This is a genomic window from Trichocoleus desertorum ATA4-8-CV12 (genome assembly GCA_019358975.1).
Lineage (GTDB): Bacteria > Cyanobacteriota > Cyanobacteriia > FACHB-46 > FACHB-46 > Trichocoleus > Trichocoleus desertorum_A.
Map to the genome: position 1 here is coordinate 72,859 of JAHHIL010000009.1, position 24,252 is coordinate 97,110.

Sequence of the window (24,252 nt, forward strand, 5' to 3'; positions counted from 1 at the left end):
AGGGCATGTAGCTCAGTGGATAGAGCATCAGGTTCCGGTCCTGAGGGTCGGGGGTTCGAGTCCCTCCATGCTCGCTTTAATCTCAGCACAAAACAATTACCTTACCTAGGCGCTTCTTCTCTCTCCTGGTGACGAGAGAGGCGATCGCTAGTGGGTGATGACTTTGCTTTGAAGCTTAATTTAAGTTTGGTGGAAGAGGATCACAGGCTTAAGGCTGTGGCGCTAGTACATCAATGGGGCTCAACCGAAAATTTAGTTTTGGTTGGGCAAGCGATCGCACCCAAATTTAACCAACTCCACAGCTTCAATCCTACAGTTCCAAGTCGCCTTCACTTTTATCCTGTACCCCTCTGACGATCCGGGATAGCTCTGTTTTTTCGTCAAAGGCTACGCGAGTGGGCGAACCACTGATAATGCGTTCGTAATTGCGGAAAGAATCTCTGATTTCTGGACCCTGTTCACTAATCGTGTATTCTCGAATGCCTTTCTCGTGCCAAGAACCCCGCATCTTAAAGACGTTAATCGCTCGCGCCATTTCACCCCGAATTTCTACGTACTGCAACACCAAGATTGTGTCGGTGATTGTAGAAATGTGGGAGTCAGTAATCGAGTGAGATCCCATGAACTGATCAGTCGTATTGGTAAAGAAGCCAGTAATTTCTTCCTGCTTCGCAAAACCCGTCGCCCCAATCACAAACTGACGAAACGCATTATTACTGACACCACGGGCCAGAGCTGACAAAGAGTCGATCGCAATCCGACTAGGTTTGAACTCCGCGATTTCTGATTTGATAATCTGTAAATGGTCTTCCAAGCCAGCCGACTCTGGGTAAGCACAGCGGATCTTTAATAAGCCCTGCTGCTCCAACTCCTCAAAGTCAATGCCCCAAGAGTAGGCATTGCGAGAGAGTTGAGCCCGTGATTCTTCATAGGCAAAGAGCATCGCCCGTTCACCCCGCCTGCAACCTTCTTGCAAGAATTTGCTTACTAACAAGGTTTTGCCAGTACCCGTTGCGCCTGTTGCCAAAATAATGGAGTCTCTGAAGAAGCCTCCGCCACACATTTGGTCTAGCGTTTTAACCCCAGAAGAGACTCGTACATTAGAAGAGCGTTGGGTCAGTCGCATTGCCCCCAGCGGGAAGATATTAATGCCCTGATTCGTAATCGTAAAGGGGTACTCCCCTTTCATATGGGTAGTCCCACGCAGCTTTAAAATCTCGATGGTGCGCCGTCGTCGTTCACCTTCTAGCACATTACGCACAATGGCAACGTTGTCCGAGACAAATTCTTCCACGCCAAACCGAGCTACAGGACCATATTCTTCTACCCGCTCGGTCGTCATAATAGTGGTTGCACCCACCTGCTTCAAACGTGCTACTAACCGAAAAATTTCTCGGCGCACCACAGAGGCCGCATCATATTGCTGGAAAACAGCAGTAACAGAATCAATCGAAACTCGTCGAGCTTTATATTTGCGAATTGCGTACTGAATCCGTTCAATTAAGGCTGAGAGATCAAAATTACCGACGACATCTTGACCTTCTGGATCGGGTGAAGCATCCAAAATAAAAAGTTTGCCATCATCGATTAGCTCTTGTAAATCCCAACCAAAACTATAGGCATTTTTAATAATATCAGCAGGTGATTCTTCAAAGGTGACAAAAATACCAGGCTCATCAAACTGGGTAATACCGTTATACAGAAATTGTACAGCTAGTAGTGTTTTACCAGTACCAGCTGTACCACTTACTAAAGTAGTTCTGCCCACCGGAAGCCCACCATGACTAATTTCGTCAAAGCCCTCTATCATCGTCCGGATTTTTTTAACTCCTACTGACTGTAGGTCTTCCCTCTGTTTAATTTGATTGTCTGGATTCATCATTTCTATTAAGTTTAGTTTTTGAATCAGCTCTAAAAATACTGTTTTGCGTGAGACTTATGTAGGAAAAGACCCAATCAATAAAACCTAATCGCAAGAGTTATTCGAAGTTAGAATCATCCTCCCGCAATTCATCATATAAAAGATCCAGACCGATTAAAACTCGCTCGCGATCGGACAAATCTCCAATGATTTTGCGTACTGGCGGTGGCAAGATCTTAGCAAGAGTAGGAGTGGCTAAAATCTTATCTTCCTCAGCAAGTTGAGGATTTTTGAGTACGTCAATGACCTTCAGAGCATAAACTCCTTGAAATTCTGTTTCCAAAATATTGTTCAGAGTCTTTAAAGCTCGGATTGAATTAGGCGTGTTGCCAGCAACATAGAGTTTAAGAATATAAGTTTTTTTCAGGGAACTCATGAATTAGATCTACTCACTTCTAGCAGGCTCAATTAATGGGTTTCAAAAGCAGAGATAAGCAAAATTATTAGGAACCAGAAACCTCTAGGGATCTCTAGGGATGGAGCGACGATACATTTCACACAAGTGCGCAATTGTATCAATTAGGGTTAGACGATAGTCAAGTAAAATTTCGTCGCTCCGCCCTTCTAGCTTTAATTGCTTTGAGAAGTCATCCATCAGTTCCATGTGAGTTTCTACAACTTGCGAGACTGAAACATCCGCAAAAAAAGCTGTATTGACGAAATCATCAATTTTTTGATTGAGTTGCTCATCCCCTGAGAAGTAAACCAAAACAATATCGCTGTAGCCTGACTTCAGTTTTCTGAGGAACTTTTGTTTCTCAGCAGCAGGCAAGTAACGCAGAAAGTTTTTAGGATCTCTTTTGTAGTAGACGCCTAAATATCCCAATCGTTCTTTCAGTTTATCGGCCAAACGTCGCTGCTGTAGCATCAGAGAGTTTTGGCTGATCAACTCCGTCATCAAGTCGGGAGCGGGTTGCTGATTGGGTGTATGGTGGGTCGGAGACAACTTCAAAAATTGAACGATCGCCTGGTTAATAAGTTGAGCGATTCGATTGAGTTGGGCAACTGATGCTTCTACGGTTGCCACGTGATACGTCAGATCTGCCTGGTCTTGGATTGTATTTTGAGCAATAGGCTGGGCCGATTCAAGCGGATTGGGAGTTTCTAAAGTTGCTATCTCAAGGCGTTCATTAGGGGACAGAGAGCTACTATTAACTATTGCCTCTTCAGATTTAAGCACCACGGCTGGCAACAAAATTGCCTGTTTTTGCAACTGCTCAATTAATGAAGTTAGATGGGAGCCTGATTGCAAAATTAAACAGTCAATTTGTTGTTGTTCTAGCTCAAGAAAATCCAACAACTCTTTTTCGGAGCCGAATTGGGTAACTCTATAGCGATCGCCACTTAAGAGTGTAGTTAGAGATTGAGCTAGGTCACCAGAATTCAGCAGAATTGAAATTAACAGTTGAGGATACACAACCGTAGCAGCTTGAAGAAACTAAGTGGATACGAATTACTACTAAGTCTAATTAATGACACCTACAAGCAATAAATCAACAAAGTTTAAACGGCAAATTGTCCATGGAGCCAGGTATCAATCTTAACCAATCTTAACTCTAAATGCAGTGACAACCGTAATCAATTGTAATTAGCTGTGCTGCTGAGCTTTGTGTTGGAGAGCCATAATAAAGCAATACTGTCAAAATCAGGAGATTCAAAGCTCGTAAACTAGTAAGGCATAACTAAGAGCTGATCCCAAATATTTATTAGTCGCTTCAGCTCACTGCCCTTGCTACTAAGCCAACCCATTGGAGCGAGTCTCCATTAATTAATGCACACGACTCTTCTCAGCTCGTTCATTGAATCCGTTTCAATCTGTTCTCAGTCTGCTACTGTAGCAGCGGTTTTACACCTGTTAAGTCAGGCTAACTGTGAGCGATTAGTTGTCGTGGATGCAAAAAAACAACCCATTGGCTTGCTCAACTGGCCTGTTTTGGTCTCCTGCCTAGGCTTGGAGCAACCAAGCGGTCAAGTAGATGCTCCTCAAGGTGCGATCGCAGCGCCAAACTTGCAACAACCTCTATCAGCAGTTGATTTACCTATTGTTACGCCATTATTAACATTACCTGCTGCTTGGAGCTTGAGTCAATTCTGGTCTTACCTACAGGAGTTGAAGCAGCCAGTTGGAGCTTGGGCAGTGGTGAATCCAACCGGAGAATTTTTGGGGCTGCTAGATTACTCCCGCCTTTTACAGGCGTTGTCTCCTCTGCTAGCATCCACTGAAACTACGCTCGCTGAGACGGCTTCAGAAGTGTCCACACCCCCTACACCAAAGACGAGCAGAGCTAACTTAGCGAGGGGAGGGGTAGATGGCAGAGCCACGGATGCAGCTAAAGTTCAACCGATTTCCCTCTTAATTCAACTCCTAGAGCAAATTTCTTTACCTTTGATGGTGCAGACTAGCACTGGACAAGTTTTGTATCAAAATCAGTGCTGGCAACAACAAATTGGGGAGTTGTCAGAACTACCTAGGCTAAAGCAGGCTGCGGGAACAATTCTCAATACCGAAGTCTTGCTGCATCCAGTACCTCAAACTAGCCACAAAGACTCCACCTCTGATGGACAGCGATCGCGTACTTCCCAATCTCCTGAGGTGACCAGTGAGGTTGCCAGTTGGACGAATCCGGCCAAAAGTCACAACGAAGCCGAGCGATCGCTCTCTACAGGTCTGAAGCAACAAATGGCCCGCCCACGGCTGGGTGGCTCGAAGCTCCGGCAAGCCCATCCAGGTGTCGCCTTACTCAATCAACAGCTGCTATCTGCAAAAGCTCGCTTAGGAACCTCTCTCAACTTACAGCAGGCATCTTTCACTAAGGGTCCCCAGACTTCCGCTACTAACACGTCCTCAGAACAGCAAGCTGGCCTACTTTCATTTTTCGCTTCCTCGATCGCGCCGTATCAATGCCAGGTCGGGTCCGCAGCAGATACTTGCATCTGTACTTGCCCTACCGATAACGGGCAGGAGCGAATTTGGCAATTTAGTAAAAGCTTACTAGACTTTTCTGCTTGGGCAACAGAAAACCCAAGCGATCAACCGCTTCAGTTGGCTCGGGCTACATCGCCAGACTTTACTACGACTTTCCAGCTAGCCGACCTAGGAGTCAGTCCTACTAGCCCTTTCTCCAAATTGCCTCAGGCTTCAGATGTGGCTTTTCCTCAAGAAATATGGTTGGTGCTGGCCCAAGACTACACAGAGCAGCAACAGGTCAATCGCACTTTAGCTGCCAAGAATGCCGACTTAGTTCAACTTAATTTACTAAAAGATGAATTTTTGGCTTGTATCAGTCATGAGCTAAAAACCCCACTCACTGCTGTTTTAGGCCTCTCTAATCTGTTGAAAGATCAGGTATTAGGCTCTCTAAATGAGCGTCAGGCCCGTTATGCCAGCCTCATCTACCAAAGTGGGCGGCATCTGATGACGGTGGTCAATAACATTTTAGATTTGACGCGCATGGAAACAGGGCAACTGGAGCTGGTGCTGGGTCCTGTTCACCTCCAATCAGTGTGCGATTGCGCCCTTGAGCAAGCTTACCAACTCCAATTCCCTGAAGAAAAAGCTTTGGTTGAGAATATGGTCGAAGCCCCCTCAACCGTACCCTACAGTATAGAAATTGCCCCAGATGTAGACAGCATTGTGGCAGATGAGGTGCGCTTGCGGCAGATGCTCGTCAACCTCCTGTCCAATGCCATCAAATTTACCGAAGCCAGCGGCCACATTAATTTGAAAGTGACCCGGTGGGAAGGCTGGGTTGTCTTTACCGTCACAGATACGGGCATTGGCATTGCCGCAGACAAACAGCACCTGATTTTTCAAAAGTTTCAACAACTAGAAAATCCGCTCACTCGCCGTTTTGAAGGAACTGGATTGGGGCTAGCCATTACCCAGCGCCTAGCGCGGTTGCACGGGGGAGATGTCACCTTCATTTCTAAAGAAGGCCAAGGGAGTCAGTTTACCCTCCTCTTGCCGCCGAGTCCCCCTCAACCCAGCCTGGGTGTGGCCCCTCCTCTAGAAAACCTCAGTCACAACCGTTTGGTGTTGATTGTGGAGTCAGTTGCCCAGTTTATTGAGCATCTGACAGACGAGCTCACCAGTTTAGGCTACCGAGTGGCGATCGCCCGTTCTGGGACAGAAGCGCTAGAGAAAGCCAGACGCTTGCAACCCTGTATCGTTTTCCTCAACCCTTTACTTCCCCTCCTCTCAGGCTGGGACGTACTCACCTTACTAAAGTCAGACGCAGAAACTCACCATATTCCAGCAGTCATTACTGCCACCAAAGCTGAGCAAGCTCAAGCTGCCCGTTATCATGCCGATGGTTTTCTCTGCTTACCCATCCAAAGCCAACCCTTACAACATCACTTAGCTCACTTAACTGCTTTAGAAGGGAGATCAGAGGCGATCGCCAACCCAGCTCGCAGCTTAACGGTGCTATACCTGAATAACTTTGAAGCGGCTACTCTACCTGACTTAATCCAAGAGGACCTTAGGCAACCGACTGCACCTACAACCACCTTAGCGATAGAAACCAACACAGAGCTAACCGCCGGAGTGATCAATAGCTTAAGTAACTTACTCCAGCAACATCACCATCGCATCTTAGAAGCAGACGATTTAGAACAAGCAGAACTGTTGGCCCGCGTTTGGCGACCGGATGTCCTCTTGATCGATCGGGCAATTCCCAACTTGTCTAATTATTTTCAAGACCTAGCCCAGCATACTTTTTTAGCGTCTCTCCCCATCATCACACTCACCAAAGCAGCCACCCAAGCCGCAAACCAAGTTCCAGGGTTGTCTATCTTTCCTTGTCTAGCCAAAGCCAGTCCTAGTTTTACCAAACCTGAGCAGAACAATTCCGAAGCCGCAGCTTTAATGCAAGCGATTCAAGTGGCCGTGGGTCTCAACTGGCAGCCAGGTGTTCTGGTGGTTGACTTATTGCACTTACCCGATCTAGTCGCAGAGACTGCCCCTACAATCGCAGCACCAAACGCACAATTCTCAGCCACTCTGAGAGACGCTGATTGGTTACAAGCTTTAGCCCAGTATTTGCAAACAGCAGGCTTACGTGGGTTGCAAACTCGCTCTTGGGCCGGAGTACTCCGTCAGCTACAACACCAAAGTCCTGACCTAGTATTAATTTGCTTACGAGGAAACCACACCTCTCCAGCCGTACTGGACGCTGTAAAAACACTCCAGCAATTAGAGCTACAAATTCCTATCTTGGTGCTCGATCAACGGCGGGATTGGGATCACGAACTACCAAACACTGCCCCTAGAGACCTAGAGGTGCAAGCAGGAATCGCCATGCTAGATCTTACGGCTGGTTTAGCCGCGATCGCCACTCATATCCTGCCCCCTGGTTTACCTGTAGAAGAGTTGTTAGAGCAGATTTATCAAACCTTAACGCCAACCCAGCCCAGTGAATCATGATGAGATTTAGGTGATTGAGCGAAATTTAAGTTTGGGGGAGCTAGCGAGTCGCCCGAAACAGCAGTGCTCCACCTGCCGTTACTCCTACAAGAATCGGCAACCACCCCGCGAGGAAAGGGGAAAATGCTCCCGTTTCTCCTAGAGCATTACTAATAAACGCAATTAAGTAATAACCAAAAATAATCAAGATACTAATGCCAAAGCCAGTAGAAGTGTTGGTACGGCGACTTGTGGTGCCCAGAGCCGCCCCAACTAGTCCCAAAGCTACACAGATAAAAGGGAGGGCTAGTTTCTGTTGAATTCGCATCCTATATTTGCGGATCTCCTTTTTCTCATCCCCTTTCTGCTCCAAAAGCGTCAAACGTTCTCGCACCTGAGCAATGTTCATTTGATCTGTCTTACGCTTTTTATTCGCTAGATCTAGAGGCGCACGGGGTAAGCGGAGTTGGTGGCGCTCAAACTTGAGCAAATTTTGAGACGAACCATCTGGCGCAACAATATAAATAGTGCCATTGGCAAAATCCCAAGTGCTCTGCTCCACATTCCAAACTGCTGATTCTGCTTCTACAATTTGATTCAGCTCTTCTTTCGAGAAGTCAAGAATGGTCAAATTCTGCATGCGTTGACCATTAAAATCATGAGCATAAAAAATGCGAGCTAGTTTTTTTCCAGAAAACTCTTGATAGAAAATATTTTTCTCTTGAAATGCCAGCTTATCTTGACTCAACGCCTTTTCTAGTAAAGTTTCTCCCTGATAATTACTGCTGGGAACTACCAACTCGTTGAGGAAAAAAGTTATACCTGTTGCAATCAAGCTGACAATCAACGCAGGAACGATCAGCCGATAAATGCTCACTCCACAGCCCCGCAACGCCACAATTTCGCTATCTCCCGATAGGCGGCTATAAACCATTAAGGTAGCGAGCAAGATTGACATGGGAAGCGAGAGGGTGACAAAGTTTGGCACTTGGAGCAAAAAAATCTGTATAGCCGTTGAGAAGGGAATTCCCGCATCCGTAATCTTCTGCACCAAGTCGAAGAAGACCCCGACTGCTAAACCGATCGCTGAGAAAGCGGCGACTCCAAACAAAAAAGGAGGCAGCAGTTCTGTGATTAGATAGCGGTCCATAATGGAAAGCTTTAAACCCATCCCAATAGCTCCTTGGTGTTAAGTCTTAAGCGGTTTACAGTAATAACTTTGATTAGTTTGGGAGCAGTGCGAACTCCTACTCGAATTTAGAACTATCAATTTCCGTAGGGTCGAGGATAAGGCTGTAGCAGATTCTTGGCTCGGTAAACGTAAAAGACTTGCACGATCGCGCCACCCCGGCGAATTGGGACATCTGCAATCTTATCGATACTACTGAAGTAGCCTTGGTACGGAGCTAAACCAGTTTTACCCTTAAATTGCTCAGAGGTGATGTACAGGGCATCTTTCCCGACCCATTGATTCGGCTTAGACCAGAACGCAAAGCCGCGCAGATCTTCACACAAGCAGCCAATCGGCTTAGGTTCTAGAGGCTCCAAAGCCATTGCAATCTGTCCACCTAAGAAATAGCGATTGGTAAAGATAAAATCAGTCTCTTGCAGGGCTGCTTGCAATGTGGGGTTGTCGGCAAAGCCCCGACGTAACTGCTGCACATCTACTAGTTGTGTAGAGGAGTCTTCCTTAGGAGACCACATACCGCCCAAGAACGCATAATTGCTGGTGGTTTGAGCAATGCCAAACGCCACATGCAGCAGCGCAATCAACATCAAAACAATGATGGTGGTTCCAGACCCAACTAGCCAACGCTGAACGGCGCGCGGAGCTTGCTTTTGCCACAAGGCGGCTTGATAACCCAACAGTAAAGTAGCCCCCCAAAATCCTGGCATGGGCCAAGTTGGCAAAATCTGTTGATAACCGCCAATCAGGGTAAAGACTAAGATGACGGGCAAAGACATCCAGAGGATGAATCGCTGTTTGCTATGCAAATTGAGATCAATTCCAGATTTGCTTCGCCAAGGCTGCATAATTTGTTTGCCTGCCTGACGCAGCGTTACCCACCACAAAGGAAAGCCAAAGGTAGGGAATAGGTAAGCAACTCCGACTAAAAAGGTGCTAAGGAGAGCCAGTAGATCGTATTGATCTCTAGGAACCGCCCGCCCAGATTGAAATCGGAAGGAGACCCAATCTCGCTGCCAGTTCCACAGCAGCATGGGGGAGAGAGTGAGCGCAAACAACGCTAAACCAAGGCCCATCCAAGGAGAAAAGAGGGCCGAGCGATGGCGATCGCTGGTTAAGCAAAACCCAACTAACCCGAACCCCAGCAGAAAGCCGTGATATTTCCCTAAGCAGGCCAAACCAACCAAAACACTAATCAACGCTAATCGCCAACTGGGTCGATAGCTTTGCGGAACTCGAAAAAATTCCACAGCGGCAACATAGAGGGTGGTAGCCCAGAAAAACATCAGCGGCGTGTCGGGCACCGTCAAAATGCCAAAGCCTACCTGAAAGATGGGAATGGCAGTGGCGATCGCTAGAGTCAAAGTTGCGACTCGTGCAGAGAAAAGGGTGGCACTGGTCAAGTACAGAAAGATCAAGGCTCCGGTATACAGGAGCAACGTCCCAATTCGGATCGTGAACTGGGAAACTATCCCTGTGAGCCAAGGCCCGAACCCAGTGCTAAGAGCCACCAGCAGCGGATGGTCAAAATAGCTCCAATCTGGATGGAGCACATAAAGATAGTAGTAGGCTTCGTCAAAACCGGGATATAGCCAAGCCGCAATGGTAGCTCGTATCAACAATCCCCCAACCAGCAAAAAAACTACCCACTGATTCAATCGGGAAGTTAGCCACTTTTGTGCTGCTTGCATTATGGCTGACCTGTTTTAGGAACTCGAATCAATTGATAAATCCCAGATTGAGCGATCGCTTGATATTGAGTGGGTTGTAATCCCGATCTGGTTAAAGCTTTCTGCGAGGCAATCACTAAGGCCGAACCTGGAACAGTGGGTTGGGCGATCGCTTGCTGAATTTCGGGTGCGGCTGTTTCCGGATTCATCAAGAAATTAACGGGTCGCTCTGTATAAAACACCAAACTAGGCTTGTGAAATCCGCGCACAATCATCAGTAGCGGCTCTTGGGGCTTTTCTGCCTTGACGGCAGCGGCAGCCATTTCTCTCAGGGGTAACTGCCGCTCCGCGTCCACAAGAAAAGACATGGGAGTCACGAACCAGAGCAGAAATGCCGCAAACCCAATCAAGCTAACGCCCCAAAACCACTGTGCTTGCCGCTTTAGTAACAGGAGAAGCCCAGCGATCGCGCTAGTTCCCCAAATAATTCCACCCCACTCTGCCAAGCCTGCCTGCTCCATACGTGTCCCTAAGTTAGGCATGGTTGGGTCATCGCTCAACCACTGGGGGCTATAGAGACAAGCTGCTGCCAACAAAGCAAATAAAGCGATCCCCGCAATCGTGCTGAGCTTTAAGCTGCGTGATTGTTGCTGCCCAAGTTCTGCTTTGGCAATTTGCTCACTCCACCACAGGGCCACCAAAATCGCAGCAGCAGGCATGGAGGGCAGCACATAGCTGAAGTACTTGGTTGCAGCAATGGTAAAAAATCCTAGGACAACTGCAAACCAAACACCAGCAAACAATCCTAAATGAGTTGAGCGGGGTTGCTGTTGCCAAGCTCGACGTCGCCAAAATTGCAGACGGGCGATCGCGGCAGGCAGAAACACTGACCAAGGTAAAAAGCCGACTAACACAACCAAAAAGTGAAAATACCAGGGGCCACCATGCTGATTCACCACACTCGTAAAGCGTTCTACATTGTGGTAGCCAAAGAATGAATCAATATAGGCTTGCCCGTTAGCCAACGTCACCAGCACGAACCAAGGGACGCTTAACCCTAAAACAATCAAAGCCCCCCAACCAAGACGTACTTCCCGCAAAACTGCTTTGAAGTGGCCAACATAGAGCAGGAAAGCACTAAGGATCAGCCCAGGCAGCACCGCTCCGACAGGCCCTTTCGTCAGCACCGCTAGCCCAATCAAAACATAGAAAGTTAAATACCAGCGAATTTGAACTTTGCGGTTTTCAGTATGGGCATACCCTATAAAAAAAGCTAACAACGAGCCGCCCATACAGAGGCTGAGTAGCATATCCGAATAGCCAGTTCGTCCAAAAAAGAACGTGTAGGGGTGCAACGCTACCATTGTGCCTCCCAGCCCAGCCGTCAGCCACAACTGCCAGTCTTGTCCAGCGTCAACAGCTTGATTGGGTGCTATTGAAGGCTCTGATGAGTTAGCTAGTAGCTTCTGAGTCGTAGCTTTTGAGAATCTGTGAGGCCAACCAAACTGACGTAACGTATAAAAGCAAAAACAGCTCAAGGCAAATCCTGCCAAAGCCGAAGGAAGCCGAGCGGCCCATTCATTCACCCCAAAGACTTTAAAGGCGATCGCCATCAGCCAATAAATTAGAGGAGGCTTATCAAAGCGAGGCACTTCATTAAAAAAGGGCGTAATCCAATCACCCGTCACTGTCATCTGTCGCGCAGCTTCCACAAACAGCGGCTCAGTTTCGTCAATTAAGCCAATGCTGCCTAAGTGCCCAAAAAACGCGATCCAGCCAATCAACAGCAACCACGCGATCGCCAGGGTCCAAATCAACGCTGGACGCTGCTTCTCGTCACGCTTCAGCAAATATACAATACGGCGGCCCACACTCAATTTCATCCAAAATTCAACAAGGCTGAACAAAATACTAGAGACGAGAGAACCAAGTTTTAAGTTCTCCAGTATTATCATCCGATCCGTGAACTTAGGCGTCAGAATACGTGAATCCAGGACTAATTTCTGAAGCGGTTAAGGTTGCAGATTCAGTTGCCACTCAGAGCTTTGATCATTCCAGAGAGGTTGGTTCGTTTCTCCAATGACGTAAGGCCCCCAGTAACGGCGCGAGCCATCTTGAGCAAACGCTACCAGAACATCTCCTTTTTTGAGTTGTAGATTTCCTTCGGGCAGAGATAAAACTAAGCCTTGAGTGCTGCCCTCGCCAGGAGCAAAATCCCAGTGGGCAGGCTGGCCGTAGACAGGTGCTTTACCAGTCGGAGCTAAGGAAGCTTGAGCGGAGTTAATTGGAGGTTGTTGCGCTAACAGAGCGACCCGAACTGGATAATCGGTCGGGTTACTGACCCGCAAACCACCAGGATTAGGGGTTGCATTCAAGCGAGCAGGGCTACTGTTGGCAGCGATCTGGGTTGGAGCCTTACCTGGCTGAACTAGGGGATCAACCTCAGTGGAAGACAAAATAGGAGAATTACCTGTAGCCGATCGCAGGGCCACATTCATTGCCGTTTCCTTCGCCGGAACAACTCCTGGAATGGCAGAAGCCTTCGGTTCCACGGGACCAATCCAAACACCAACTTGTAACCAACCTAAAGCTAACGCCGCTGTGCCGAGAAATAAACTTGTTCCAGCGATCGCAGCTATCGGATAGGCGATCGATTTCATCTGCTTGCTCACTTGCCCCTGCTTCATGGTGTGCCCCCTACCCCAGTCATCGAAAACCTGTACGGTGAAATTTTTACGCCGCTGTGTGATTCACACTATGCGTTTCAAGTTCATGTCATCAACTTTGCCCCTGCTACAGGTCATCTTCCCCTGCACAGGAGTTATATACTTTGTCACTAAGATCTGTTTTTGTGATCCCGTTGCGTCACCCATTTGGAGCCTACGCTATTCATGCAAAACACCCGCCTAAACAACCTTGTAGATGGAGTGCTGGGTCAGTTGGGACGGTGGTTGCGTAACCCTTGGCGACGGCTATCGGTGCTGGTGATCAGCGTGCTCTTCGGAATCTTCTCAGGGACAGCCATTCCGACTACTACTGGGCAGGCAGCCACGTGGGACATTGTTGCAGCCGCAGTCTTAATGGCGTTTACAGAAGCAATTAGCCGAATTGTTTACAGCAATCGTCAGGGGGTAACACAATCACTGCTGCTAGAAGCTTTAAATGCCGTTAAACTGGGCCTGATTTATGGCATGTTCATTGAGGCATTCAAGATCGGCAGTTAGACCAAATCAGCGATGCGTAAAGGCATGCAGCCATCCAATTCATCTTTGAACCTAATCCTGCAAAATTGGGTAGCAGGACAGATACCGAACTCAGTCTTGCAGCAGCAACTGGAGACTTGGCTTTTAGAAGATTCATTGAGAGCCAAAGCCTTTGGCATTAACTCTATCAATGTCAGCGAGGCTGTCAAGGTGCGATCGCACCTGCTTCAAGGTGTTTATCCAGCAATCCAACAGTTTTGTCAGCACACCTTTCGCCAAGACTCTGACCTTCTAGTTCCCCTATGGAATTTGTGGTTGCCCTTAGCTTTAGAGTTGGCAGCACGCCATCAAGCGTTAGGACGAACCCTCGTGCAGGGAATATCAGGTGGACAGGGAACAGGCAAGACTACTCTAGCCGCGATCTTAACCTTGCTGCTTAGCCACTTAGGGTATCGTACCCTCAGTTTTTCGCTCGACGATCTGTACAAAACTTATTCAGATCGGCTACGCCTCAGAGCTAACGATCCTCGCCTAGTGTGGCGGGGACCACCAGGGACTCACGATGTGGATTTAGGTTGCATGGTTTTAGACCAGCTACGCCATGCTGACCCGTCCGCTTCGGTTCAAGTTCCTCGGTTTGACAAGTCTGTGTTTAACGGAGCAGGGGATAGAACCGTACCAGAGGTAGTCAGAGGTGTTGCAATTGTGCTGTTTGAAGGTTGGTTTGTCGGAGCTCGCCCGATTAACCCAGCAGCATTTGCTACCGCACCACCTCCAATTGTAACCGAAGTAGACCGTGACTTTGCGCAAGATATGAACGCAAAGTTGCAAGATTATCTGCCACTTTGGGCCAAATTAGACCGACTCATGGTGCTTCATCCAACCGATTACCGCCTGAGTCAGCAATGGCGGCGACAAGCGGAACACCGAATGATTGCAGCGGGTAGGAGCGGCATGAGCGATCGCGAGATTAATCAGTTTGTGGAATATTTCTGGAAAGCATTGCATCCTGAGCTATTCATCCAACCACTGACTCGCGATCCCCGCTATGTTGATTTAGTAGTTGAAATTAACGCCGATCATTCGCCGGGTAGGGTCTATCGGCCCCAAGACTCAACACTTCAGGACTAATCAAGCAGCAGTCACAGAACTTAAGAGCTTTGATCCCCAACTAGAAAAAGGTTTCAAGTTTCAGATGGGTGGCGCGATCTCTGGAGGTAAAATCTGAAAGAGCATCGCCTCTGCCAACAACTCTAAAAAGCTGCTTTAACCAACTGTCATTTTGAGATTTTAGGAGAACAGAAGTGACGTCAGCCTCTATAAACTGTGCCGAAGCTTGTAAGAACGGTTGTGTCCTTGGGGATCAATGCCCAAATTTGGAGTACAAGGAGGCAGCAACCAAGTTTGTAGCCAATACTTCACTCGATAAGATGCTGGAAATTGCTGAGGAACGCGCCCGCAGAAGAGTGAGTGAACCGCCTCAATGGGTTTTCCCCGATTTCCCTCAAGACTGATCAGCTAATTTGTAGAATTACAGAGGCGATCGCTTTTAGTGCAGAGGAGCGATCGCTTTTATCTACGAATTAACGAGTTGGCTCTCCTGCTTGGTAAACCGTTTTCCAAGCTTGAACGGTGCCTTTACCAATTTTGTTTGTGATCGTCGAACCATTACCAGCCAAAGTAATTCTCATCACAACTTCCTCCGCAGGAGCACTTTGCAATGCTTTGGCTAGCTCAGGAGTGACAGCAAACGTACTATCTTCTCCATCTAGCTTGAAGATTTCGCTCCCTAATTTAATTTCGAGGGATTTGCCGACTAAAGACGAGTCCATGATGTTCTTACAAGTCAGGAATCCACAAGAGCTGGTCTTCTTATAGGCAAACACAGCAATTTTAGTCGGTGTCCATTGAGTGACGACTCCCGATTCCCGCCCGCTCCAAAAAGCGCTACCAGAGTGGCTTTTGTCAAATACAGCTAAATATTCGCCATCAAATTGATCGCGTACAATCACAGGTTCCGACCAAGGAATCTCTGATTTTGGCGATCGCCAGTCTTGCTCCACAGGGACAACCCGCAAATTTGCCTTGGCGGTTGCGGCATAACTGGTAGGGCTTGGCGCAGACGTACCTTGTTTCACACACTGCGAGTTATGAGGAGATTTCTGGCACAACAGATCTCCGGCTGTCTCAGCCACTACTCTTTGTGGTGTTGTACTCAGCAATAACAAACCCACACCAGCACCGAACAAAGCCAAGTTTGACACCTTAAAAACACCCATATTAGTCACTGTAGTTTCCCTGATTACAGATTTTTAATTCAACAATCTGTACCTACTAGTTCTGCTGAGAGAATTACGCAAATTTGAATTCCTTTAGTTAAATGAAGCCTAACTGTGGCAATCTGAGAGATAGAGAGAAACACTTACTTGTCTTGGTTTAGAAGCCAGCCATCAGCGTATGCAAACCCTGCCCACGCCAACTACCTCCACCGCCTCCGGTCAAACCTTCGTTGACACCACCATCCGACGCCGCAAAACCCGTCCTGTCCAGGTCGGTAATGTCACGATTGGTGGAGGTGCTCCAGTCGTCGTGCAATCGATGATCAACGAAGACACCCTGGATATTGAGGGATCAGTTGCCGCGATTCGCCGTCTCCATGAGATCGGCTGTGAAATTGTGCGGGTGACAGTACCCAGTCTGGCCCATGCTTACGCGCTCAAAGATATTAAGCAAAAACTAGCAGAAACCTATCAGCCCGTGCCTTTGGTGGCTGATGTCCATCACAACGGCATGAAGATTGCCCTAGAAGTTGCCAAGCACGTTGATAAAGTCCGAATTAACCCAGGGCTATATGTATTTGAAAAGCCCAAGGCTGACCGCACTGAATACTCCCAAGCCGAGTTTGACGAGATTGGAGCCAAAATTCGCGAAACCCTAGAACCATTGGTTATTTCCTTACGGGACCAAGGTAAGGCAATGCGGATTGGAGTTAATCATGGTTCTTTAGCTGAGCGCATGCTGTTCACCTATGGGGATACCCCTGAAGGCATGGTGGAATCTGCGATCGAGTTTATTCAGATCTGCGAGTCGCTGAATTTTCACAATTTGGTCGTTTCTCTCAAAGCTTCGCGGGTGCCTGTCATGGTGGCAGCTTACCGCCTGATGGCAAAGCGGATGGATGAGTTGGGTATGGATTATCCCCTCCATCTAGGAGTGACTGAAGCAGGGGATGGCGAATACGGTCGCATCAAGTCTACGGCTGGTATAGCGCCGTTGTTAGCCGATGGCATTGGCGATACTATTCGGGTATCTATCACCGAAGCCCCCGAAAAAGAGATTCCGGTTTGTTACAGCATTCTGCAAGCTCTAGGTTTGCGGAAAACGATGGTGGAATATGTCGCCTGTCCTTCCTGCGGGCGTACCCTCTTTAATCTTGAAGAAGTTCTCCACAAAGTTCGTGAAGCAACCAAGCATTTAACAGGACTTGATATTGCAGTGATGGGCTGCATTGTTAACGGCCCCGGTGAAATGGCAGATGCTGACTATGGTTATGTTGGGAAGCAACCTGGCTACATTTCTCTGTACCGAGGGCGAGACGAGATTAAAAAAGTTCCGGAAGATCAAGGCGTTACAGAGTTAATTAATCTGATTAAGGCGGACGATCGCTGGGTTGATCCTTAAATCAAGCATGGATTTCCGGCTGGAGTTGAGGCTAGCGAAATAAAGTTGTTATAGTCTTTACTATTGGCATGACTTTAGATTGAAAACCGAGTGCTGACAGTTGCTAGTGTATGGCGATTCAATCTAAGTCATAAGGGTGTGAGGCTCTATCCAAGAGTGCTTGGTTAGATCAATCTCTTTGGTACAAACGCACGCTGTACTCTTTGCAAACCAATCCCTTCCAGCTCTGTAGGCATATGGACATGACAAAACGCGCGCTTGTTTTAGGTGCAACAGCAGTTGCACTCACTGCTGTCAGCATCACTGGAGCTGGCATTCATTTATCTAAAAGTCAAGCCTTTTTCCGCGAAAGTCCTAAGGAAATAGTTGACGAAGTTTGGCAAATTATCGATCGCAACTATGTAGACGGCAGTTTTAATCAAGTTGACTGGAAGACAGTTCGCAACCAATATTTGAACCGTTCTTACAGCAATAAGGAAGAAGCTTACAAGTCTATCCGGGAAATGCTCAAGCAGCTGAATGACCCGTACACCCGGTTCATGGACCCGACTGAGTTCCGGAATATGCAGATCGATACGTCAGGCGAACTTACTGGCGTTGGTATCCAGTTGTCTCAGGATGAGAAAACCAAGAAGCTGGTTGTTGTGGCTCCGATCGAAGATACACCTGCCGCTAAAGCTGGAGTGCTTGCCAAAGACACGATTCTCAAAATTGATGGCAAGAGCACCGAAGGGATGGATGTTGATAAGGCTGTGACGTTGATTCGCGGTCCTGTTGGTTCTCAAGTCACCCTGACCGTCTTAAGAGAGAAAGAGCAATTAGAGTTTCGATTGAAGCGCGATCGCATTGAAATTCATCCAGTCAAGTACACCACTCAGCAAGCACCCAACGCTAACATTGGCTATATTCGTCTATCGCAATTTAGCGCCAATGCTTCCTCTGAGATGCGAAAAGCCATCCAGGACCTAGAGGAAAAGCGGGTAGATGGTTACATTCTGGATCTCCGCTCTAACCCAGGTGGTCTGCTCTACTCCAGCATTGAAATTGCTCGCATGTGGTTAAATGATGGCGCGATCGTCTCTACAGTCGATCGACAAGGCGAAACAGATCGTGAAAGAGCTAATCGCCGCGCCTTGACCAATAAACCCCTAGTCGTTTTGGTCGATGGGGGTTCTGCAAGTGCCAGCGAAATTCTGTCAGGCGCTTTGCAAGACAATAAGCGAGCTGTTTTAATTGGGACTCAGACTTTTGGCAAAGGTTTAGTGCAATCTGTCCGAGGTCTAGGCGATGGTTCGGGGTTAGCGGTGACGATCGCTAAATACCTCACTCCTAATGGGGTAGACATCAACAAGCACGGCATTGCTCCCGACGTGGTAATAGAACTCAGTGATACTCAGAGAGAAGAACTGAGCCGCGATCGCGACAAGGTAGGAACAGCTTCAGATCCACAATATGCCAAGGCCTTGTCTGTGCTCACTCAAAGGATTGCCACCCAAAAAGGCACGCGAGCCGAATCTAGTATGCGCTAAGCCAGCAGTGGGGTGAGAACGTTCCTCACCCTCATTTAGTTTTTACCTTTGGCTCTAAACAGGTTGGCACTTACCTGCACGAATCAGCCCAACGCGACGAGCGATCGCTTGACTGTGCGAACCAAATGGCCCCCAACGTTCTGCTGAGGTCGTAGACTGCTCACCAGATTGGTTTACCTCAACTTCAGTTGCAGGCAAGATCTCACAAGATCCATTGGGCTGTTTCACAATATACCAAGCTTCTTCGTTACCCATGTAGTTGCTCCCCGCTAGCTCCAGTAGATCGTCAGCAATATCTATACCCAATCATTACAAGCTAGGCTGCTTAACATGGGTGAAGGCCCGTACGCGCTGGAGATAGGTTTCTGAGTCTTCCATCATGGGAAAATGAGCCGTGTCGGGGATCAGGCAGAACTCTACTTTTTCACTCAAGTTAGCAGCTTGCTGCCCCATTGACGCAGGGATAATGATGTCATGCTCCCCAGCAACTAAGAGAGTTGGAACCGTTAGCTTAGCGAATTCTTGTGGCATCACTTCAGTCGCTTTTTTGCTCACTGAAGTAAAAATGGTTCCGAGGGCAGCTTTATAGTCGGCTAAGAGAAAATCTTCCAGGAAAGCTTGGCTAATAGCATGAGGTAACGGTCGGTGTAAGAACCGAGCCATAAACATGCGGTTAGCAAAGGGAATTTTAGCCAGCCAACGGGGGCGAAATTTCACCACATAGCCGCCAAACCGATAAAAAGCACTAAAAGCCTTTTCGTCGTATTCAAAGATGCCACTACAGGTCAGAATTGCCCGCTCTACAAACTGGGGGTAAAGATTTAGGAAAAAAACCGCGATCGAAGCTCCCATCGAGTGAGCATTCAGATAAACCCGCTCCAATCCCAACTTTTGCAATAAAGTAGCTAAGTCATCCGCATAGCTTTCTAGTTCGTAGATCAAATCTTCAGTACTCTCAGCCGCTTGCAGGAGTTCAGTCTCTGCGGCTACTGTTCTGTCTACACTTTGCTGCTGGGTCTGCTCGCCGACAGAACTGGGTTGCTGGTCTGCTCGTAAACAGGAACGCCCAAATCCTCGCAGATCGTAGAGGAGACAATCGAATGTATCTGATAAAGCTTGAGCTGTACTTTCCCAATACCGTGCTGAACCGCCCCAGCCATGAACGAAAACCATGACTGGTTTCTCCGACGGCACAGAGCGATCCGACGTACCAATCCACTCATAGTAGTGATTAACACCACGAATTGGAATATAAGGCATTGCTAAGCAGGTTTTAAACTTCAGATTGAGATTACAGGTTTTTGGCTAAAAAACCTACTACTCAAGCTTCGAGATGCTTTAGCACCATTATGCAGACTCAGGCTTTGGTAAAGATGACGGATGCAGTAATAGCTCAGCCGTTGAGCGTTTCTCAACCATCTCTTTAGTAATGGTGCAGCAGGTCACATCCTTACGGGAGGGTAGCTCGTACATCACATCTAGCATGAGTTCTTCCACAATGCCTCGTAGCGCCCGTGCCCCAGTCTTACGCCGATAGGCTTCTTGAGCGATCGCCCGAACCGCTTCTTGCTTGAACTCCAGCTGCACATTGTCCATCTTCAGCAACTTCTGGTACTGCTTCACCAAGGCATTGCGAGGTTCAGTCAGAATTTCAGATAGGGCATCCTCATCCAGTGGATCGACCACCGCCACCATGGGTAAGCGACCAATAAATTCTGGAATCATGCCAAATTTGACTAAGTCATCTGGCTCCAAGTGTCGCAGAATATCTGCCGTTCGCTTATCTTTCGATTGTCCATCGCCTGCCTGAATAAAGCCAATCGACTTCTTGCCGATGCGCTGCTCCACAGTTTTATCTAGACCGACAAAAGCACCCCCGCAGATAAACAAGATATTGCTGGTATCAATCTGGATGCAGTCTTGATAGGGATGCTTGCGACCTCCTTGGGGTGGCACATTTGCAACCGTTCCCTCCAGCATCTTTAGTAATGCCTGCTGAACTCCCTCCCCTGAAACGTCACGAGTAATTGAAGGGTTCTCACTTTTACGGGCAATTTTGTCGATCTCGTCAATGTAGATAATGCCTCGCTGGGCTTCTTCTACATCTAAATCTGCCACTTGTAGCAAGCGCAGTAAAATATTTTCGACATCCTCACCGACGTACCCTGCTTCAGTTAAGGTTGTGGCATCGGCGACGGCAAAAGGCACATCCAAAATTTCGGCCAGGGTTTGAGCGAGCAGCGTCTTACCACAACCCGTAGGGCCAATTAAAAGGATGTTAGACTTCTGCAACTCTACGGGGTCATCAGACGATTTAGCACTACCTTTAGCCTGCATGAAGCTGAGACGTTTGTAGTGGTTATAGACTGCGACTGACAGCACCTTCTTGGCCTCATCTTGACCAATGACGTGCTCATCTAAATGTTTTTTGATTTCCCGAGGTCTAGGAATTTGATTCAACGAGAGACTGGAGGCGCGAGTGCGTCGCTTTTCCGCAGGTTGCTCCCGTCGAGGGGTGGGCTGAGGAGCTGCTGTACTAGAGTCAAACAGTTCCTCATCCAGAATTTCGTTACACAAGTCGACACACTCATCGCAAATGTAGACTCCCGGCCCAGCAATCAATTTGCGAACCTGCTCTTGAGACTTGCCACAGAAGGAACATTTTAGATGGGAGTCGTACTTAGACATAACTGCCTCATGATTTCAGTGCGGTGACAGCCTCTCCCGGAAGGGGAATGTTCTGCCTAGAAATAACTTGATCAATTAAACCGTAGTCTTTTGCTTCAACCGCCGACATAAAAAAGTCGCGCTCAGTATCGGCTTCAATCCTCTCTAGAGACTGACCAGTATGACCAGCCAATAGCTCATTCAGCTTGCGCTTGTGATATAGAATTTCTTTGGCTTGAATTTCAATGTCAACAGCTTGACCCTGCGCTCCACCCAGGGGCTGGTGAATCATAATTCGGGAACTAGGCAGTGACATCCGCTTGCCAGGGGCTCCACCGGAGAGGAGAAAAGCTCCCATGCTAGCAGCCAACCCAAAGCACATCGTCACTACATCTGGAGCAATGTGCTGCATGGTGTCATAGATGGCCATGCCAGCAGTGACAGAACCACCCGGCGAGTTGATGTAAAGCTGAATATCTTTCTCTGAATCATCTGCTTCCAAAAACAGCAGTTGAGCCACGATGGAATCAGCGACCGCGTCATCCACTGGAGTGCCTAGGAAGACAATGCGCTCCCGTAAGAGTCGTGAGTAGATGTCAAACGCCCGCTCACCCCGACCAGATTGTTCCACTACCATCGGGATGACGTTGCTGGGGCCAGTGGAAGCAACGTCTAGCAAGTTAAGGCTGCTGATAGGGGAGTAAAGGGACTGAGATACCAACATAGAGGCTAAGAACTGAAGTTCAGGGCTGTGATGTCAACTAAACAGTTCGAGCGTTTATTTACGATCCTTTAGGAGAACATGCTCCTGAGAGGAAATCGTAACGCTTGTAATCTGTTATATGCGACCATTATGCCTCAACTCATCTAAGACTGGCTGTAGGTGAGGGAGAAATGCACAATAAACCTTGCTTGATCACGCCTAGGTAGCTAACTAGTCATTGTATCGGCTAGGACCGTAGAGTGCGCTTAAAGCGATCGCTCCCTCAAGAAAATTTACGTGAAACTACGACTTCACCATATTAACTTTGCTAGCTGGGGTTGGATGAGGGGTTTCAACCGCTCATCCAACCCCAGCAATCTAACAGAGTGCAGTACTACTCACTAGCCTCTGCATCTGCTGGAACAACGCTTGCTTCCACGTCCACTGTCGCTTCTGCAGAAGGTGTTGCTTCTACTTCAGCTTCCAGCTCTGCTGACTCTTCTTCATCTTCGGTCTTAGCAAGAGACCCTTCGGGTAAAAGTTCAATCGTAGAGCGCTCTTCTAGCCACTTTAAGATTTTTTCTTTTAACAGGTCTTCTTCAACCACACTCCGCAACCGCTCTTGATCGATATCACGATCGCTGTATTGCTCCATCACTTCTTTGATGCGAGTCGCGATCGCTTCGGGTTCTACCTGAATAGACTCCCGCTTCGCCACTTCACCTAGAGCCAGCGTGCGCTTGATCCGAGTAATCGCTTCGGGCTGCGATCGCTCTCGCAACTGAGGAATCATGTCTTGAGTGAATAGCCGCTTGATGTCAAGCCCCTGGTTTTGCAACTCGATCGCAGTCTGGGTCAACATATAGTCAACTTCGCGATCGATCAAGGTCATGGGCAAATCCACCTCGATTTGCTTCAGCAACTCACTAATGATTGCTTGTTCTTTATTCGCATCAGTTTTGCTATCAGCGTTCTTTTGGAAATTGGACTCAATTGAAGCCCGCAACTCAGCCAGCGTTTGAAACTCACTCACCTCTTGAGCAAAATCATCATCCAGTTCTGGCAGTTCCTTTTCCTTTAGCTCTTTCAGCGTGATGGTAAAAACGGCTGGCTGATCCGCCAAATCGGCTTGAGGATAATCCTCTGGGAACTTAACTGAGACTTCCTTAGTTTCCCCCGGATTCATGCCTACCATACCGTCGATAAAACCAGGAATAAATCGGCCTTCCGACAACTCGACTTGGAAGTCTTCAGCTTGGCCACCAGGAATTTCAGCGGCTTCTCCCTCAGCACCTTCTTCGGCAACGATGCGACCAGAAAAGTCCACCACAGCCGTATCACCCATCTGGGCAGCACGACCTTCGACCGGAATTAGAGTCGCCAGCTCAGCCCGACGCTCTTCTAAAACTTTATCGACCTGTTGGGGGTCGTACTCTACTTTTTCTGCCTGAACCTGAAAGCCAGTGTATTGGTCTAGCTTCACTTCTGGTTGAATATCTACAGCAGCAGAGAAAGTGAGGACAGAACCAGGTTCATACTGTTGAACTAAATCCTCGAACGAAGAGCGCAACTGGAAGTTACCGATCGCATCGATTTTTTCTTGTTCAATGGCTTGACGGACACCACTCTGAACCAACTCTTCTAGCGCCGCAGCCTTCACTCGAGTAGAACCAAAGCGCTGAAGCAATACTTGACGGGGAACTTTGCCTTTCCGAAACCCAGGGATATTAGCCGAGCGAGTAAACTCTTGCAGGACCTGCTCGTAGGCTTTCTTAGACATGTCTGGCGGAATTTCGATTTCCAAACCAATCTGGCTGGCGGGAAGTTTTTCCTGGGTAACTTTCATTGGCTCTGCAGTTTTTAGACAACTAAACTTTCTGGTTCAACAGGGATTGAGGTTTGTGATACAGTGCCCTAAAGCACGGGTTTCCTTGAGCAATCCCTGATATTGAGGTCAACCCCTGGCCCAGCAACACCTTGATTACTGTAGGCATTAAGTACTCAGGGCATACTCAGGGCAATCGGTATGACTTAGCTTTTACAGGGCTAATTACCTGCTCTATCACTTAACCAAAGGTCAGGGTGACAAAGCTCAGTTCAGCAATTCGGGGAAATTTCGCTTAACTGCAATTAGCTATCCTAACCGATCCTAACCAGCCATGAACGCAATGAATTAAATTTGATCTAAGTTCATCTAGGCTGTTCTTTGGCAGAGTAGCACTCAAATGCACCCAATGACTTTAGTGCTCTTGCCCCTCCATCTAGTCTCAGGGCTACTACAGCTAGCT

Annotated in this window: 18 protein-coding genes and 1 tRNA gene; 6 read left to right on the top strand and 13 right to left on the bottom strand. The window is 47.9% G+C overall.

Features of this window, described 5'->3' with window-relative positions; translation table 11 throughout:
• The first annotated feature begins 1 nt into the window (after position 1).
• Positions 2-74, top strand: a tRNA-Arg gene (locus KME12_10200).
• A gap of 236 nt (positions 75-310) precedes the next feature.
• On the opposite strand, the gene kaiC is transcribed toward KME12_10200, so the two are convergent.
• The 3 genes from kaiC to KME12_10215 form a co-directional block, all read right to left on the bottom strand.
• The gene (gene kaiC / locus KME12_10205) at positions 311-1,879 is read right to left on the bottom strand and encodes a circadian clock protein KaiC (protein MBW4488148.1); all 1,569 of its coding nucleotides are present in this window, start codon (positions 1,877-1,879) and stop codon (positions 311-313) included.
• A gap of 100 nt (positions 1,880-1,979) precedes the next feature.
• Positions 1,980-2,297 carry a circadian clock protein KaiB gene (gene kaiB / locus KME12_10210; GenBank protein ID MBW4488149.1) on the bottom strand — a complete coding sequence of 106 codons (318 nt, stop codon included), beginning with the start codon at positions 2,295-2,297 and terminating at the stop codon, positions 1,980-1,982.
• 84 nt (positions 2,298-2,381) lie between these two features.
• The gene (locus KME12_10215; GenBank protein ID MBW4488150.1) at positions 2,382-3,338 is read right to left on the bottom strand and encodes a circadian clock protein KaiA; all 957 of its coding nucleotides are present in this window, start codon (positions 3,336-3,338) and stop codon (positions 2,382-2,384) included.
• Between the two features lie 471 nt (positions 3,339-3,809).
• Between KME12_10215 and KME12_10220 the strand changes: the two genes are divergently transcribed.
• On the top strand, positions 3,810-7,346 hold the full coding sequence (locus KME12_10220) for a response regulator (GenBank protein ID MBW4488151.1): 3,537 nt from the start codon (positions 3,810-3,812) through the stop codon (positions 7,344-7,346).
• A 40-nt stretch (positions 7,347-7,386) separates the two neighbouring features.
• Here the strand turns inward: KME12_10220 and KME12_10225 are convergent, their stop codons facing one another.
• The 4 genes from KME12_10225 to KME12_10240 form a co-directional block, all read right to left on the bottom strand.
• A complete protein-coding gene (locus KME12_10225; protein MBW4488152.1) occupies positions 7,387-8,475 on the bottom strand; it encodes an LptF/LptG family permease in 1,089 nt (362 codons plus the stop codon).
• A gap of 116 nt (positions 8,476-8,591) precedes the next feature.
• The gene (locus KME12_10230) at positions 8,592-10,202 is read right to left on the bottom strand and encodes a glycosyltransferase family 39 protein (GenBank protein MBW4488153.1); all 1,611 of its coding nucleotides are present in this window, start codon (positions 10,200-10,202) and stop codon (positions 8,592-8,594) included.
• Positions 10,202-12,064, bottom strand: a complete 1,863-nt coding sequence (locus KME12_10235) for a glycosyltransferase family 39 protein (protein ID MBW4488154.1) — start codon at positions 12,062-12,064, stop codon at positions 10,202-10,204. The genes KME12_10230 and KME12_10235 overlap by 1 nt, the downstream gene beginning before the upstream one ends.
• A 129-nt stretch (positions 12,065-12,193) precedes the next feature.
• The gene (locus KME12_10240; protein ID MBW4488155.1) at positions 12,194-12,868 is read right to left on the bottom strand and encodes a hypothetical protein; all 675 of its coding nucleotides are present in this window, start codon (positions 12,866-12,868) and stop codon (positions 12,194-12,196) included.
• A 204-nt stretch (positions 12,869-13,072) separates the two neighbouring features.
• Between KME12_10240 and KME12_10245 the strand changes: the two genes are divergently transcribed.
• Both KME12_10245 and KME12_10250 read left to right on the top strand, forming a co-directional pair.
• On the top strand, positions 13,073-13,405 hold the full coding sequence (locus KME12_10245; protein MBW4488156.1) for a DUF565 domain-containing protein: 333 nt from the start codon (positions 13,073-13,075) through the stop codon (positions 13,403-13,405).
• A 54-nt stretch (positions 13,406-13,459) separates the two neighbouring features.
• Positions 13,460-14,515: a glycerate kinase gene (locus tag KME12_10250; protein MBW4488157.1), complete on the top strand. Its 1,056-nt coding sequence runs from the start codon at positions 13,460-13,462 to the stop codon at positions 14,513-14,515.
• A 452-nt stretch (positions 14,516-14,967) separates the two neighbouring features.
• Here the strand turns inward: KME12_10250 and KME12_10255 are convergent, their stop codons facing one another.
• The gene (locus KME12_10255; GenBank protein ID MBW4488158.1) at positions 14,968-15,672 is read right to left on the bottom strand and encodes a hypothetical protein; all 705 of its coding nucleotides are present in this window, start codon (positions 15,670-15,672) and stop codon (positions 14,968-14,970) included.
• A gap of 169 nt (positions 15,673-15,841) precedes the next feature.
• Between KME12_10255 and ispG the strand changes: the two genes are divergently transcribed.
• Together ispG and KME12_10265 are read left to right on the top strand one after the other, a co-directional pair.
• Positions 15,842-17,065 (top strand): (E)-4-hydroxy-3-methylbut-2-enyl-diphosphate synthase, encoded by a 1,224-nt coding sequence (gene ispG / locus KME12_10260; GenBank protein ID MBW4488159.1) that lies wholly within the window; start codon positions 15,842-15,844, stop codon positions 17,063-17,065.
• A 236-nt stretch (positions 17,066-17,301) separates the two neighbouring features.
• Positions 17,302-18,594 carry a S41 family peptidase gene (locus KME12_10265; GenBank protein MBW4488160.1) on the top strand — a complete coding sequence of 431 codons (1,293 nt, stop codon included), beginning with the start codon at positions 17,302-17,304 and terminating at the stop codon, positions 18,592-18,594.
• Positions 18,595-18,648: 54 nt separating this feature from the next.
• On the opposite strand, the gene KME12_10270 is transcribed toward KME12_10265, so the two are convergent.
• From KME12_10270 to tig, 5 genes are all read right to left on the bottom strand, one after another.
• Positions 18,649-18,849 carry a hypothetical protein gene (locus KME12_10270; GenBank protein ID MBW4488161.1) on the bottom strand — a complete coding sequence of 67 codons (201 nt, stop codon included), beginning with the start codon at positions 18,847-18,849 and terminating at the stop codon, positions 18,649-18,651.
• Between the two features lie 54 nt (positions 18,850-18,903).
• Positions 18,904-19,854, bottom strand: a complete 951-nt coding sequence (locus tag KME12_10275; GenBank protein MBW4488162.1) for an alpha/beta hydrolase — start codon at positions 19,852-19,854, stop codon at positions 18,904-18,906.
• 87 nt (positions 19,855-19,941) lie between these two features.
• Positions 19,942-21,282, bottom strand: a complete 1,341-nt coding sequence (gene clpX / locus KME12_10280; GenBank protein MBW4488163.1) for an ATP-dependent protease ATP-binding subunit ClpX — start codon at positions 21,280-21,282, stop codon at positions 19,942-19,944.
• 7 nt (positions 21,283-21,289) lie between these two features.
• Entirely contained in the window at positions 21,290-21,985 is a 696-nt protein-coding gene (gene clpP / locus KME12_10285; GenBank protein MBW4488164.1) for an ATP-dependent Clp endopeptidase proteolytic subunit ClpP, read from the bottom strand.
• A 373-nt stretch (positions 21,986-22,358) separates the two neighbouring features.
• Entirely contained in the window at positions 22,359-23,810 is a 1,452-nt protein-coding gene (tig, locus tag KME12_10290; protein MBW4488165.1) for a trigger factor, read from the bottom strand.
• Between the last annotated feature and the right edge of the window lie 442 nt (positions 23,811-24,252).

Bases quoted from the DNA above. Each gene is read 5' to 3' on its own strand.
- KME12_10240 (MBW4488155.1), bottom strand. From the start codon at position 12,868: ATGAAGCAGGGGCAAGTGAGCAAGCAGATGAAATCGATCGCCTATCCG.
- clpX (MBW4488163.1), bottom strand. From the start codon at position 21,282: ATGTCTAAGTACGACTCCCATCTAAAATGTTCCTTCTGTGGCAAGTCT.
- KME12_10235 (MBW4488154.1), bottom strand. From the start codon at position 12,064: ATGAAATTGAGTGTGGGCCGCCGTATTGTATATTTGCTGAAGCGTGAC.
- kaiC (MBW4488148.1), bottom strand. From the start codon at position 1,879: ATGAATCCAGACAATCAAATTAAACAGAGGGAAGACCTACAGTCAGTA.
- ispG (MBW4488159.1), top strand. From the start codon at position 15,842: ATGCAAACCCTGCCCACGCCAACTACCTCCACCGCCTCCGGTCAAACC.
- KME12_10230 (MBW4488153.1), bottom strand. From the start codon at position 10,202: ATGCAAGCAGCACAAAAGTGGCTAACTTCCCGATTGAATCAGTGGGTA.
- clpP (MBW4488164.1), bottom strand. From the start codon at position 21,985: ATGTTGGTATCTCAGTCCCTTTACTCCCCTATCAGCAGCCTTAACTTG.
- kaiB (MBW4488149.1), bottom strand. From the start codon at position 2,297: ATGAGTTCCCTGAAAAAAACTTATATTCTTAAACTCTATGTTGCTGGC.
- tig (MBW4488165.1), bottom strand. From the start codon at position 23,810: ATGAAAGTTACCCAGGAAAAACTTCCCGCCAGCCAGATTGGTTTGGAA.
- KME12_10270 (MBW4488161.1), bottom strand. From the start codon at position 18,849: ATGGGTAACGAAGAAGCTTGGTATATTGTGAAACAGCCCAATGGATCT.
- KME12_10245 (MBW4488156.1), top strand. From the start codon at position 13,073: ATGCAAAACACCCGCCTAAACAACCTTGTAGATGGAGTGCTGGGTCAG.
- KME12_10225 (MBW4488152.1), bottom strand. From the start codon at position 8,475: ATGGACCGCTATCTAATCACAGAACTGCTGCCTCCTTTTTTGTTTGGA.
- KME12_10275 (MBW4488162.1), bottom strand. From the start codon at position 19,854: ATGCCTTATATTCCAATTCGTGGTGTTAATCACTACTATGAGTGGATT.
- KME12_10265 (MBW4488160.1), top strand. From the start codon at position 17,302: ATGGACATGACAAAACGCGCGCTTGTTTTAGGTGCAACAGCAGTTGCA.